Annotated in this window: 10 protein-coding genes, 1 other RNA gene and 2 pseudogenes; 5 read left to right on the top strand and 8 right to left on the bottom strand. The window is 56.4% G+C overall.

Going from position 1 to position 14,046, the window contains the following annotated elements; genetic code table 11:
• Positions 1–73: 73 nt before the first annotated feature.
• Together GVK32_RS17345 and selO are read left to right on the top strand one after the other, a co-directional pair.
• Positions 74–538 carry an NlpC/P60 family protein gene (locus GVK32_RS17345; RefSeq protein ID WP_041146044.1) on the top strand — a complete coding sequence of 155 codons (465 nt, stop codon included), beginning with the start codon at positions 74–76 and terminating at the stop codon, positions 536–538.
• A 533-nt stretch (positions 539–1,071) separates the two neighbouring features.
• Positions 1,072–2,514 (top strand): protein adenylyltransferase SelO, encoded by a 1,443-nt coding sequence (gene selO, locus GVK32_RS17340; RefSeq protein ID WP_159871126.1) that lies wholly within the window; start codon positions 1,072–1,074, stop codon positions 2,512–2,514.
• A 53-nt stretch (positions 2,515–2,567) separates the two neighbouring features.
• Here selO and hemP read toward each other — a convergent pair whose 3' ends face one another.
• The 3 genes from hemP to GVK32_RS17325 form a co-directional block, all read right to left on the bottom strand.
• Positions 2,568–2,747: a hemin uptake protein HemP gene (gene hemP, locus GVK32_RS17335; RefSeq protein ID WP_161795705.1), complete on the bottom strand. Its 180-nt coding sequence runs from the start codon at positions 2,745–2,747 to the stop codon at positions 2,568–2,570.
• Between the two features lie 174 nt (positions 2,748–2,921).
• Positions 2,922–3,968 carry a 3-deoxy-7-phosphoheptulonate synthase AroH gene (gene aroH, locus GVK32_RS17330; protein ID WP_159871123.1) on the bottom strand — a complete coding sequence of 349 codons (1,047 nt, stop codon included), beginning with the start codon at positions 3,966–3,968 and terminating at the stop codon, positions 2,922–2,924.
• 154 nt (positions 3,969–4,122) lie between these two features.
• Complete coding sequence (locus tag GVK32_RS17325; RefSeq protein WP_159871120.1) at positions 4,123–4,956, bottom strand: pyruvate, water dikinase regulatory protein; 834 nt, start codon at positions 4,954–4,956, stop codon at positions 4,123–4,125.
• A 340-nt stretch (positions 4,957–5,296) separates the two neighbouring features.
• Between GVK32_RS17325 and ppsA the strand changes: the two genes are divergently transcribed.
• Positions 5,297–7,675, top strand: coding sequence for a phosphoenolpyruvate synthase (ppsA, locus tag GVK32_RS17320; RefSeq protein ID WP_123708287.1), 2,379 nt, complete (start codon positions 5,297–5,299; stop codon positions 7,673–7,675).
• A 126-nt stretch (positions 7,676–7,801) separates the two neighbouring features.
• Here the strand turns inward: ppsA and GVK32_RS17315 are convergent, their stop codons facing one another.
• The 5 genes and pseudogenes from GVK32_RS17315 to ydiK all read right to left on the bottom strand — a co-directional run bounded on the left by GVK32_RS17315 (position 7,802) and on the right by ydiK (position 10,226).
• Positions 7,802–8,110, bottom strand: a complete 309-nt coding sequence (locus GVK32_RS17315) for a DUF1493 family protein (RefSeq protein WP_159871117.1) — start codon at positions 8,108–8,110, stop codon at positions 7,802–7,804.
• Positions 8,110–8,313, bottom strand: a pseudogene (locus GVK32_RS29560) (STM2901 family protein); the annotation flags it as partial. The gene GVK32_RS17315 and the pseudogene GVK32_RS29560, both read right to left, overlap by 1 nt.
• A gap of 65 nt (positions 8,314–8,378) precedes the next feature.
• Positions 8,379–8,549 (bottom strand): annotated as a pseudogene (locus GVK32_RS29225) (IS3 family transposase); the annotation flags it as partial.
• Positions 8,550–8,808: 259 nt separating this feature from the next.
• Positions 8,809–8,916: antisense sRNA RprA (gene rprA, locus GVK32_RS17310), an RNA gene on the bottom strand.
• A gap of 185 nt (positions 8,917–9,101) precedes the next feature.
• Entirely contained in the window at positions 9,102–10,226 is a 1,125-nt protein-coding gene (gene ydiK / locus GVK32_RS17305; RefSeq protein ID WP_159871114.1) for an AI-2E family transporter YdiK, read from the bottom strand.
• 322 nt (positions 10,227–10,548) lie between these two features.
• Here ydiK and GVK32_RS17300 point away from each other — a divergent pair, with 322 nt between their 5' ends.
• Positions 10,549–13,605, top strand: a complete 3,057-nt coding sequence (locus tag GVK32_RS17300) for an FAD-binding and (Fe-S)-binding domain-containing protein (RefSeq protein WP_159871111.1) — start codon at positions 10,549–10,551, stop codon at positions 13,603–13,605.
• Entirely contained in the window at positions 13,602–14,012 is a 411-nt protein-coding gene (menI, locus tag GVK32_RS17295) for a 1,4-dihydroxy-2-naphthoyl-CoA hydrolase (RefSeq protein WP_133598199.1), read from the top strand. The genes GVK32_RS17300 and menI overlap by 4 nt, the downstream gene beginning before the upstream one ends.
• Positions 14,013–14,046 lie beyond the last annotated feature (34 nt).

The following is a 14,046-nucleotide window of genomic DNA, read 5'->3' as shown; positions in this document are numbered from 1 at the left end:
AAGCTTGTCAGTTCATTGATAAACCAGCTAAATTATCCTGACAATAAGATAAGGAACAGAGGAATCGTCTGAGATGCGTTTGTGGTTCATTCTTTTGACGGCACTATTTCTGGCAGGCTGCAGCAGTCACCGGGCGCCGCCGCCCAATCCCCGGCTTGCGGATTCTATTACCGTCATCGCTAATCTTAACGATCAGCTGCGGAACTGGCGGGGTGCGCCGTATCGCTACGGTGGGATGACGCCGCGCGGGGTGGACTGTTCCGGCTTTGTGGTGAGAACCTTCCGCGATAAGTTTTCCATGCAGCTGCCGCGTGAAACCCGCGAGCAGGCAGAGATCGGCACCCGCATTGATAAAAGCGAACTGCTGCCTGGGGATCTGGTGTTCTTCAAGACCGGCTCCGGCGAGAGCGGTTTGCACGTAGGGATCTACGATACCGATAACCAGTTTATCCATGCTTCGACCAGCAACGGCGTCACGCGCTCTTCGCTGAATAACGTGTACTGGAATAAAAAATTCTGGCAGGCACGCAGAATCTAGCGTCGCAGGTGGTTTGTCAGGGCGGAGCGGCGTTCATGCCGGCCAGTTAATTAACTGACCGGCATTTTTGTGTCTACGTACCGCGATTTTGAACGCCCTGTAGTGAAAAGGCATGCAGCGGGGCCCTTGCTCCCCGCTGAAATCGGCGAACCGAAGGCCGGAAGACAAGGGCTGGCCGCCAGGGATGACGGCAAGAGGCGAATCGAGACAGGAGCGAGCCCCGGAACGGGCGAGCAGGTCGAGTTGAGCCGACCGCAGGCTGCTGGCCGGGAGGTGAGCGCAGTGCGCAGCACCGATTTCCGTGCGGGACCGCGGGGATTGTTAAGGGGAAGACGGTTATCTTCCCCTTAACCCGGTCACCTGGCGCCAAGGCTACATGTTCTGCCAGACGTCCGGTGAGCGGAACTTCTCTTAGTTAACAAACGCAGGTACAAACGCGAGACCCCCGGCTTCCTCACTTTATCTTGATAACCCTGCTATTCGCCCGTGTTAATACTTTGTTGAAGGCACTACACTGAAGGCCGGAGGAACCCATGACCCTGTCTTTTACAACCCACTGGCGTGATGAACTGCCAGATTTCTACACCGCCCTGACCCCGACGCCGCTGAGCAATGCGCGGCCGATCTGGCACAACGCGCCGCTGGCGCAGACCCTGGGCGTGCCTGAGGCGCTATTTCAGCCGTCAACGGGCGCCGGCGTATGGGGCGGCGAAGCGCTGCTACCCGGCATGTCGCCGCTGGCGCAGGTCTATAGCGGCCATCAGTTCGGCTCCTGGGCCGGGCAGCTGGGCGATGGCCGCGGGATCCTGCTGGGCGAGCAGCAGCTGCCCGATGGCCGGCGGATGGACTGGCACCTGAAGGGCGCCGGACTCACGCCCTACTCGCGAATGGGCGACGGGCGCGCTGTGCTGCGCTCGACGATCCGCGAAGGCCTGGCATCGGAAGCGATGCACGCTTTGGGCATACCCACCACCCGCGCGCTATCGATCGTGACCAGCGACACGCCGGTGTATCGTGAAACCGTCGAGCAGGGAGCGATGCTGATGCGCATCGCTGAGAGCCACGTGCGCTTTGGCCACTTTGAGCACTTTTACTATCGCCGGGAGGCGGAAAAGGTGCAGCAGCTGGCCGACTACGTGATTCGTCACCACTGGCCCGAGCTCGACGGAGAGGCGGATAAGTACTTTCTGTGGTTCCGTGACGTTGTCACTAAAACGGCGACGCTTATCGCCAGCTGGCAAACGGTAGGCTTTGCGCATGGGGTAATGAATACCGATAACATGTCTATTCTCGGCCTGACGATGGACTACGGCCCGTACGGGTTCCTCGATGACTTCAAGCCTGATTTCATCTGCAACCATTCGGATTACCAGGGGCGCTATAGCTTTGAGAATCAGCCGGCGGTAGGGCTGTGGAATCTGCAGCGTTTGGCGCAGTCGCTGTCGCCGTTCATCAGCGCCGATGCGCTAAACGCGGCCCTGGATGGCTACCAGCACGCGCTGCTGAGCGCCTACGGCCGCCGCATGCGCGAGAAGCTTGGCCTGTTTACCCAGCAGCAGGGCGATAACGATCTGCTGGACGGTCTGTTTGCGCTGATGATGCGCGAAGGCAGCGATTACACCCGCACCTTCAGGATGCTGAGCGCCAGCGAGCAGCTCAGCGCCGCCTCGCCGCTGCGCGATGAGTTTATCGATCGCGCCGCCTTTGATAGCTGGTTCGACGGCTACCGTGCGCGCCTGCGTGATGAGCAGATTGATGATGTGCAGCGTCAGCAGCATATGCGTGCCGTCAACCCGGCGCTGGTGCTGCGTAACTGGCTGGCGCAGCGGGCCATCGAGCAGGCGGAACAGGGGAACACCGGCGAGCTGGAGCGGCTGCATGAGGCGCTGGTTCAGCCGTTTATCGACCGGGAAGATGATTACGTCAGCCGCCCGCCGGACTGGGGAAAAGGGCTGGAAGTCAGCTGCTCCAGCTGATGCATCGCTTCAATCGGAGGCAGTGCTCTCCTCGCGCCAGGCGGCGGGGAGGGCTATTTTGTCAGGATCAGCTTGCCGGCATGGGTTTGACGCAGCAGATAGCGCTGGCCGTCATGCTCGATCACCACCCGACCTTCGGGACCTAGCAGCACCCGGCTGCAAATTTTGCGATCCGTGGCGACAGGGTAAGGGGCATTGTCTTTTGTTTTTTCAGCTGTGGCAGTGTTATCCATTCGCGTCATAGCACCAAAAATAAAAATAAAAGTAACAATGATAATCATTATCAGTAATGTTAATTTTTACGGCAAGCGTTTTTTATCAAAGTACTATATTTGGCAGGTTAGCGGTGGGGATATTCTGGCGCGTGGGGGACGAATTCCCACCGCATGCGCGGTGGGAGAGAGCGGCTACAGGCGAGTGGCGGTTGCCCCAGCCAGTTCAGCCAGCAGGCGCTCGCTGTCTTCCCAGCTCAGGCACGGGTCGGTAATCGACTGACCCCAGGTCAGCGGCTGCCCGGCGACCACTTTCTGCGTCCCTTCCTTGAGGAAGCTTTCCGCCATGATGCCGGCGATAGCCGTCGAACCGTCGCGGATCTGCTGACACACGTTTTCGCACACTTCCAGCTGGCGACGATGCTGCTTCTGACAGTTGCCGTGGCTGAAATCCACCACCAGCTGCTCCGGCAGATCAAACTCGCGCAACGCATCGCAGGCGGCGCTAATATCCGCCGCATGATAATTTGGCCGTTTGCCGCCGCGCATAATGATATGCCCGTAAGGGTTGCCGCTGGTCTGATAGATGGTCATCTGACCCTGCTTGTCCGGAGAGAGGAACATATGGCTGGCGCGGGATGCGCGAATAGCATCAACCGCGATGCGCGTGTTGCCATCGGTCCCGTTTTTGAATCCGACCGGGCAGGAGAGCGCGGAGGCCATTTCACGGTGGATTTGGCTCTCGGTGGTGCGCGCGCCGATGGCGCCCCAGCTGATCAGATCGGCAATAAACTGTCCGGTCACCATATCGAGGAATTCGGTGGCGGTCGGCACGCCCAGCTCGTTGATCTGCAGCAGCAGGCGACGCGCTACTTCGATACCGTGATTGACCCGATAGCTGCCGTTCAGGTCAGGGTCGGAGATCAAACCCTTCCAGCCGACAACGGTGCGCGGTTTTTCAAAATAGGTGCGCATCACGATTTCCAGCTGCGGCTGGTAGCGCTCACGCATCGCCTGCAGGCGGTGCGCATACTCCAGCGCGGCCTCGGTATCGTGAATGGAACATGGGCCAATAACCACCAGCAGGCGGCGATCTTCACCGTTAAGGATCTTTTCAATTCGGCGGCGGGAAGCGGAGACGTGTGCCGCGACATCGGCAGATACGGGATGCCGCTGGGCCAGCTCCGCAGGCGTTACCAGGCTTTCAATGCGCGCGGTACGCAGTTCGTCTGTTTTATTCATTGGGGTCTCAAAAATCTGTTTCTTCCGCGACGAAACTGCCGGGAAGTGATGCGCATCACGATAAACCAATCCCCGCTTATTGCAAGAGCGGGGGATGATGCTGTATAGGCCACGGGTGATAGCATAAACAAATTTTCAACAATGTACTAGTTCGTTAGTACATTCTTCGTTTCAGTCCCATGATGTCCATGATTTTCGTCGCGATTTCCTCGACCGAATAGTTGGTACTATTCAGGCAGGGAATTTTATTTTTGCGGTACAGGGCCTCCACCTCGGTGACCTCCATTCGACACTGACGCATCGAAGCATAGCGGCTGTTTTCCCGACGTTCTTCGCGGATCGCCGCCAGGCGCTCCGGATTAATGGTCAGACCGAACAGCTTGTGCTGGAGAGGTTTGAGCGAGGCGGGCAGGATTAAATTATCCATATCGTCGGCGATAAACGGATAGTTGGCGGCGCGGATACCGTACTGCATGGCCAGATACAGGCTGGTCGGCGTTTTGCCGCAGCGCGAGACCCCCAGTAGGATCACCTGCGCCTGATCGAGATTGCGCAGCGAGATGCCATCGTCGTGGGCGAGGGTGTAGTCAATGGCGGCAATACGCGCATCGTACTTGTTCAGGTTACCCGGCGTCAGGCCGTGGGTACGATGAGCGATCGGCGTGGGGTCGAGGTGCAGCTCCTGCTGCAGCGGCGCCACCAGCGCCTGAACGATATCCTGACAGAATCCTTCACTTTGCACGATAATGTCGCGAATTTCCGGAATTACAATGGAGTAAAAGACCAGCGGACGGATACCGCTTTGCTGATAGATCGCGTCGATTTGCTCCTTCACCGCCCGCGCCCGGCTGATGTTCTCCACGAACGGCAGGGTAACGCTGCTGATAGCGACCGGAAACTGCGACATCACCGCGTGCCCCAGCACTTCGGCGGTAATGGCCGTTCCGTCGGAAATATAAAATACGTGGCGATCTACAGCACTTTCCATTTTGACCATCCGGTATAATGAGTTTAATTACCTGAAAGCAGTTATTAAATTTAAGCATATCCGTTTATGTTTTGTCTCATTTTAAAAATGAAACGCTATTTTTATTTTTAATGAAAAGGTAGGTTCATTTTTGCTGGCTGGTTGTTTTTTGTTTCTTATTGCAGCAGATTTAAGAAGAATCATTGAGTTAGCTATATCAGGTGAACTGTCCTAAAAAAGAAAAAATAATTTGCTTGAACGATTCACCGTTTTTTTCAGCCGCGTAAATATGTCAGGATAAATCCCGTAGTTGATCGTGAGTTTTTTATCACTGGTATTAAATCACAAAAGGATTGTCTCGATGTCCAACAATGGCTCGTCACCGCTGGTGCTTTGGTATAACCAACTCGGCATGAATGATGTAGACAGAGTTGGGGGCAAAAATGCCTCCCTTGGTGAAATGATCACTAATCTGTCCGGTATGGGTGTTAGCGTACCGAACGGATTTGCCACCACCGCTGATGCCTTCAATCAGTTCCTGGACCAAAGCGGCGTAAACCAGCGCATTTATGAACTGCTGGATAAAACCGACATTGACGACGTTTCCGCATTAGCGAAAGCGGGGGGACAGATCCGTCAGTGGATCATCGATACCCCGTTCCAGAGCGAACTGGAAGACGCGATTCGCGATGCCTATAAGCAGCTGTCCGCCGACAACGCTGAGGCCTCTTTTGCCGTGCGCTCCTCCGCCACGGCCGAGGATATGCCTGATGCCTCCTTCGCCGGGCAACAAGAGACATTCCTGAACGTGCAGGGCTTCGATGCCGTGCTCGTCGCAGTGAAGCACGTGTTTGCTTCGCTGTTTAACGATCGTGCGATCTCCTATCGCGTGCATCAGGGTTACGATCACCGCGGCGTGGCGCTTTCCGCCGGGGTGCAGCGCATGGTCCGCTCTGACCTGGCCTCGTCCGGCGTCATGTTCTCCATCGATACCGAATCCGGTTTCGACCAGGTGGTGTTTATTACCTCTGCCTGGGGCCTGGGGGAAATGGTGGTGCAGGGCGCGGTAAACCCGGATGAGTTCTACGTCCATAAGCCAACGCTGGAAGCTGGCCGTCCTGCTATCGTGCGCCGGACCATGGGATCGAAAAAAATCCGCATGATTTATGCGCCGACCCAGGAGCACGGCAAGCAGGTGCGTATCGAGGATGTGCCGCAGGCGCAGCGCGATATTTTCTCGTTGACCGACGAGGAAGTGCAGGCGCTGGCGAAGCAGGCGGTGCAGATCGAGAAGCACTACGGGCGTCCGATGGATATCGAGTGGGCGAAAGATGGCCATACCGGCGAGCTGTTTATCGTCCAGGCTCGTCCGGAAACCGTGCGCTCGCGCGGCCAGGTCATGGAGCGCTATACGCTGCATGCTCAGGGGCAGATTGTCGCTGAAGGACGTGCCATCGGCCACCGCATTGGCGCGGGCCCGGTGAAGGTTATCCATGATATCAGCGAGATGAACCGCATCGAGCCGGGCGACGTCCTGGTTACCGACATGACCGACCCGGACTGGGAACCGATCATGAAGAAAGCAGCAGCCATCGTGACCAACCGCGGCGGGCGTACCTGCCACGCGGCGATTATCGCCCGTGAGCTGGGGATCCCGGCGGTGGTGGGCTGCGGCGACGCGACCGATCGTATCCAGGAAAACCAGAACGTGACCGTCTCCTGTGCGGAAGGCGATACCGGCTACGTCTATGCTGAGCTGCTGGACTTCAGCATCAAGAGCTCCAGCGTGGGCGAAATGCCAGACCTGCCGCTGAAAATTATGATGAACGTCGGTAACCCGGACCGGGCATTTGACTTTGCCTGCCTGCCAAACGAAGGCGTAGGCCTGGCGCGTCTGGAGTTCATCATCAACCGCATGATTGGCGTTCATCCGCGCGCGCTGCTGGAGTTCGATGACCAGGAACCTGGCCTGCAGAACGAAATCCGTGAGCTGATGAAAGGCTACGATTCACCGCGAGAGTTCTACGTTGGTCGCCTGACGGAAGGGATCGCCACGCTGGGCGCGGCATTCTATCCGAAACGCGTTATCGTGCGCCTGTCTGACTTCAAATCTAACGAATACGCCAACCTGGTGGGCGGCGAGCGCTATGAGCCGGAAGAAGAGAACCCAATGCTCGGCTTCCGCGGCGCCGGCCGCTACGTTTCCGACAGCTTCCGCGACTGCTTTGCGCTGGAGTGTGATGCGGTTAAGCGCGTGCGTAACGACATGGGGCTGAGCAACGTCGAGATCATGGTGCCGTTCGTCCGTACCGTCGCCCAGGCGAAAGCGGTAGTGGAAGAGCTGGAGCGTCAGGGCCTGAAGCGCGGCGAGAATGGCCTCAAAATCATCATGATGTGTGAAATTCCATCCAATGCCCTGCTGGCGGAGCAGTTCCTTGAGTACTTTGACGGCTTCTCTATCGGTTCGAACGATATGACGCAGCTGGCGCTGGGCCTGGATCGCGACTCTGGCGTTGTTTCTGAGCTGTTTGACGAACGTAACGACGCGGTGAAAGCGCTGCTGTCGATGGCGATTCGCGCGGCGAAGAAGCAGGGTAAATATGTCGGTATTTGCGGGCAGGGCCCGTCCGACCATGAGGACTTTGCTGCCTGGCTGATGGAAGAGGGGATTGATAGCCTGTCCCTGAACCCGGACACCGTGGTGCAAACCTGGCTTGGTCTGGCTGAGCTCAACAAATAACGCACCCTTTGCCCATGCAAACCCCGTCGCTAATGGCGGGGTTTTTTATTTTCCATAGCCTCCTTGTTATATATTTTACAGTCAGTCTTATAGAGCGAAAAATATCCTAAGTAGCAGAGGGTTTTGTTATTCATAAAGCCAGCGACCTGATTTGGCAGACTTAACGATCATTTCCACCGTAAGTGGTTTAAATTCTCTTTCAAGGGGGGCGTTTTGCCAGAATGGATACTCATATTCAAAATAGTTCGTCCCGTCAAAGCCGGAGTGTTCAAACACGTCCAACAGAAAATCATGTGCATCTTCGGGTGAAAATTTGAAATCATCCTGAAGCGTCCATTCTTTTGTCACCTGTTTCAAACCCGGTTTTAACCAGTGGCGCCTTACAGGATAGTTATCCATTAAATATTGTATAACTTCTGATTCAAAATCTCTCATTAGAAGTCAGTCCATAATATACGGTCTGAAGGTCTGGCAATCTGGTTGTATTTATCTCGAGAACGCTTGGCTGTCACTGTAACTGCCACAATCAATTGAGTATAACCTATGAACGGTACCCAGCGGCCTATGAACGTTGCTAGTTTAGGCGTTGAAACCATCTTAAGTTTAGAGAGCTTACCCATAGGTGCTGAGAATTTGAGACTGTAATCTAAATTGTGTAATTGCCTGTATATTCCTGACCCATTCGCTCAGCCGTGTCAGTGTCAGATCTTTTTGCCAGAACATCCTGCAACATCGCCTTGTCGAGGCTGAGATCGGCAATCGGCCTCTTCAGCCTGAGATTTTTCTCTTCCAGCTGCCATATATGTTTGAGTTCAGAAGGGGAAATCCCATCGTATTTTTTATGTCACGTGTAAAACGTGGCATCAGAGATACCGCAGCTTGCGCCTGACATCCGGTAAGGACGATACTGCCAGTTATGGCTGTTTACTTACCGTTTAAGACCGTGTCAACGGGCCATTCTCTGCTTACTCAATGGGCGGGATGTAGTCAAAATTAGACACATATTCAGGCAGGCAATACACACTCCATCTCTTTGATTTTGAAGTGGGTACTATGGATGCCCCTGAACCCCCTGGCTGTACATAAGTAGTGCATTGAGCGTTTGCGATATATATCTAAGTAATCGGTTTTAGACAAAAAAATGCCCATCATGGGAGATGGGCAAAGACTACACACAGCAATTCGTTGTTTCACTCAGGGGATTTCCATGCTTATAAATCAAGGTGTTGATTTATAACCGTGCTCATATAGTAGACACGGGGACTTTTTGCGTCGATCGGATTCCTCTCAATAGTTAAATTGAAGTGAAGAATATGCGTGGGATATGTAGCCAAAGGTACGGTGAGAGCGTCAGGCAGGCATGAATGTATAAGGTTTATTTATGTTTAAGGCGGGTTTCCCCGCCTTACTATGTCCCTGCCAGATCTTATTTGCTGTTTTTGATATTGCCGTCATTAAGCTCGGTGAGCTCGGCCAGCACCTGCTCGGGGTCTTTCGGCGGCGGCGGAACTTCGTGCACCCAGGCGTCGTACAGCCGCCATGACACGGCGAGCAGGACCGGGCCGATAAACAGGCCAATCATGCCAAAGGCAATCAGGCCGCCGATAACGCCGGAGAGGATCAGGATCATCGGCAGGTCGGCACCCATGCGGATAAGCACCGGACGGATGACGTTATCCATGGTCCCCACCACGCAGCTCCACACCAGCAGCACGGTGCCCCAGGTAGTATCGCCGCTGTAGTACAGCCAGATAATGGACGGGATGAGCACAATCAACGGCCCCAGCTGAACGAGGCAGGTGAAGATCATCACCACCGTCAGCAGCGCGGCGTAAGGCACGCCGGTGACCGCCAGGCCGATGCCGCCCAGTACCGCCTGAGTCAGCGCGGTAACCACCACCCCCAGTGCCACGGCGCGAATGGCCTGTCCTGCCAGCAGTACCGCGGCGTCGCCGCGCTTGGCCGCCAGGCGAGTGGCGAAATAGCGGAAGCCATAGGCCACCTTTTCACCCTGCCAGTAGAGCAGGGCGCTAAACAGCAGCATCAGCCCGCAGTAGACCAGCAGTTTGCCAATGTGCGCCGCCTGGCCCACAAACCAGGTGGTGGTGGTGCCGATATAGGGTCGAATTTTGGCCATGATCGCCGCTCCCCCCATATCCAGCAGGCCATGCCATGCGGAGTAGAGCTTGCCGCCAATCAGCGGGATGCTGTTCAGCCAGGCAAAATCCGGCAGGCTCACGCTGCCGGTGGTAAACATTTTAATCAGCGGCGCGCTGTTATCGACCAGGCTGTTGACCAGCAGCGCGATCGGGATAACGAACAGCAGGAATAACAGCACGGTCATGACCAGCACCGCGAGAGCGCGTTTGCCAAACAGCAGCCGCTGCAGGCGGAGAAGTACCGGCCAGGTGGCAATGACCACGGTACCTGCCCAGGCAAATGACAGAATAAAGGGCTGTACGACCCACAGGCAGGAAACAATAATCAGGGACAAAAACAGCACCGATAGCAGAACCTGCGGTATATCCCGGGGCTGACGATCGTTAATCATAGAGAAATTTTACCTTTCCAGTGGCGCCAAAAGGCTGACGCAGCGTAATTCCATATACGGATAATAATACCAATAATTTCACCAGCCTGATTCTGCACATAAATCTGGTGGGCGCATATGAAAAAAATGTGATAAAAAGTTGACTGCACTACGCAATCGTTTAGTTACCCACACGCAAAATCATCCAGGATACCTCGAACCGGCAGGTGAAAGCTCGCGACGTTTGCCTAAGTCAACGTTCGGCGCAGCAAAAGCGGCTGACGACAGCGCTCCTAAGGATGAAGTTTTTACAACACAACATAGTCAGGCAGGGTCAAGCGTTATGATCCCACAAATTTCTCAAGCACCAGGCGTTGTTCAGCTGGTATTGAATTTTTTGCAGGTACTGGAGCAACAAGGTTTTACCGGCGATACCGCCACCAGCTATGCCGACAGGCTGACGATGGCGACGGATAACAGCGTCTATCAGCTGCTGCCGGACGCGATTTTATTTCCCCGTTCCACGGCGGACGTCGCGCTGCTGGCGAGAGTGGCGGCGGATGAGCGTTTTAAAACGCTGGTCTTTACGCCACGCGGCGGCGGCACCGGCACCAACGGCCAGTCGCTGAACGCGGGGATAGTCGTTGATATGTCCCGCTATATGAACCGCATTATCGAAATTAACCCGGAAGAGGGCTGGGTTAGGGTCGAAGCCGGGGTCATTAAAGATCAGCTCAACCAATATCTTAAGCCGTACGGCTATTTTTTTGCGCCGGAGCTTTCAACCAGCAACCGCGCCACCCTCGGCGGAATGATCAATACCGATGCCTCCGGCCAGGGGTCGCTGGTGTACGGTAAAACCTCCGATCACGTGCTGGGCGTGCGCTCGGTGCTGATGGGGGGCGATATTCTGGATACCCAGGCGATTCCCGCGGCCCTGGCAGAAACACTGGCAAACGAGCAGTCGGCAATCGGGCGCATTTACCGCACCGTCTACCAGCGCTGCAAAGCGCAGCGCCAGCTGATTATCGATAAATTCCCCAAACTTAACCGCTTCCTGACCGGCTACGATCTGCGCCACGTCTTTAATGACGATCTCAGCGAATTCGACCTGACGCGGGTATTAACCGGTTCGGAAGGGACGCTGGCGTTTATTACCGAAGCGCGTCTCGACATCACCCGGCTGCCGAAGGTGCGTCGGCTGGTGAACGTTAAGTATGATTCGTTTGACTCCGCGCTGCGCAATGCGCCGTTTATGGTGGCGGCCAACGCGCTGTCGGTGGAAACCGTCGACTCGAAGGTGCTCAACCTCGCGCGCGAGGATATCGTCTGGCACTCCGTCAGCGAACTGATCGCCGACGTGCCGGATAAAGAGATGCTGGGGCTGAACATCGTCGAGTTTTCCGGCGATGACGTCGAGCTGATCGACGGCCAGGTGGCTTCGCTGTGTCAGCGCCTGGAGCGGCTGATCGCGCAGGGTGAAGCCGGCGTCATCGGCTGGCAGGTATGCGGCGAGCTGGACGGCGTTGAGCGTATCTATGCGATGCGTAAAAAGGCGGTAGGGCTGCTGGGTAACGCGAAGGGCGCGGCTAAACCGATTCCCTTTGCCGAAGATACCTGCGTGCCGCCGGAGCATCTGGCGGATTACATCGTCGAGTTTCGCGCGCTGCTGGACGCCCACGGCCTGAGCTACGGCATGTTTGGTCACGTTGATGCCGGGGTGCTGCACGTGCGCCCGGCGCTGGATATGTGCGATCCTCAGCAGGAAGTGCTGATGAAGCAGATCTCCGATGAAGTGGTTGCCCTGACGGCCAAATACGGCGGCCTGCTGTGGGGTGAGCACGGGAAGGGGTTCCGCGCCGAGTACAGTCCGGCGTTCTTTGGCGACGAGCTCTACGGCGAGCTGCGGAAGGTGAAGGCGGCATTTGACCCGGATAACCGCCTTAATCCGGGTAAAATTTGCCCGCCGGAAGGCGTCGATGCGCCGATGATGAAGATAGACGCGGTAAAACGCGGCACCTTCGATCGCCAGATCCCTATTGCCGTACGCAGCTCATGGCGCGGGGCGATGGAGTGTAACGGTAACGGCCTGTGCTTTAACTTTGATGTTAAAAGCCCGATGTGCCCGTCGATGAAGGTGAGCAATCATCGTATCCATTCGCCGAAAGGCCGGGCAACGCTGGTGCGCGAATGGCTGCGTCTGCTGGCCGATCGGGGTATCGATCCCAATCAGCTGGAGAGCCAGCTGGCGGAGAAACGCGCCAGCCTGCGCGAGCTTATCGAGCGTACCCGCAACAGCTGGCACGCGCGCAAGGGCGAGTATGACTTCTCCCATGAGGTCAAAGAGGCGATGTCCGGCTGCCTGGCCTGTAAAGCCTGCTCTACCCAGTGTCCGATTAAAATCGACGTTCCTGAGTTCCGTTCGCGCTTCCTGCAGCTTTACCACAGCCGCTATCTGCGCCCGGTTCGCGACCATCTGGTGGCGACGGTGGAATCCTACGCGCCGCTGATGGCGCAGGCGCCGAAAACCTTTAACTTCTTCATTAACCAGCCGTGGATGCGCAAGCTGTCGGAAAAGCACATCGGGATGGTGGATTTACCGCTGCTCTCTACGCCGTCGCTGAAGCAGCAAATGGTCGGCCACCGTTCGGCGAATATGACGCTGGAACAGCTTGAAGCGCTGAGCGCCGAGCAAAAGGCCAAAATGGTGCTGGTGGTGCAGGATCCGTTCACCAGCTACTACGATGCGCAGGTGGTGGCTGATTTTATCCGGCTGGTGGAAAAGGTCGGCTATCAGCCGGTGCTGCTGCCGTTTTCACCAAACGGTAAGGCGCAGCATATTAAAGGCTTCCTGTCGCGTTTCGCCCGTACGGCGCAGAAAACGGCGGACTTCCTCAACCGGATGGCGCAGCTCGAGATCCCGATGGTCGGCGTCGATCCGGCCCTGGTGCTGTGCTATCGCGATGAGTACAACCAGACGCTGGGCGATAAGCGCGGCGACTTCCGCGTGATGCTGGTGCATGAATGGCTGCCGCGGGCGCTGCCTGAAAACGCGGTGCAGGATAACGGCGGCGAGGCGTGGTATCTGTTTGGCCACTGCACGGAGGTCACGGCGCTCCCGACGGCCCCGAAACAGTGGGCCGAAATCTTTGCGCGCTTTGGTGCGAAGCTGGAAAACGTCAGCGTGGGCTGCTGCGGTATGGCCGGAACCTACGGCCATGAGGTTAAAAACCATGCCAACTCGCTGGCGATTTACGCGCTTTCCTGGCAACAGGCGATGCAGCGTTTGCCGCGCAACCGCTGTCTGGTGACCGGCTACTCCTGTCGTAGTCAGGTTAAGCGTATTGAAGGCAGCGGCGTACGTCACCCGCTGCAGGCGCTGCTGGAGATTATGGGATGATTTGGAAACGTCAGACAACGCTGGAACAGCTCAACGGCATGGGCGAGGGCAATATGGTGGGTCTGCTGGATATCCGCTTTGATGTGTTTAGCGATGACACCCTTGAAGCCACGATGCCGGTAGACAGCCGAACCCATCAGCCGTTCGGCCTGCTGCACGGCGGCGCATCGGTGGTGCTGGCCGAAACGCTGGGTTCGGTTGCCGGCTATTTATGCAGCGAGGGCGAGCAAAAGGTGGTGGGGCTTGAGGTTAACGCTAACCATATCCGTTCGGTTCGCGGCGGTCGGGTGCGTGGCGTCTGCAAAGCACTACACGTCGGGTCTCGCCATCAGGTGTGGCAGATTGAAATATCCGACGAGCAGGGACGTCTGTGCTGCTCATCGCGGCTGACGACGGCGGTGGTTTAAGACCGCGCTCGTTGCCTGAAGTGATATATGGGGG

This window comes from Klebsiella sp. 18074, from assembly GCF_902705905.1.
GTDB lineage: Bacteria > Pseudomonadota > Gammaproteobacteria > Enterobacterales > Enterobacteriaceae > Klebsiella > Klebsiella terrigena.
The sequence above is the reverse complement of the archived record's forward strand: the minus strand, read 5'-3'. Positions and strand labels throughout refer to the sequence as shown.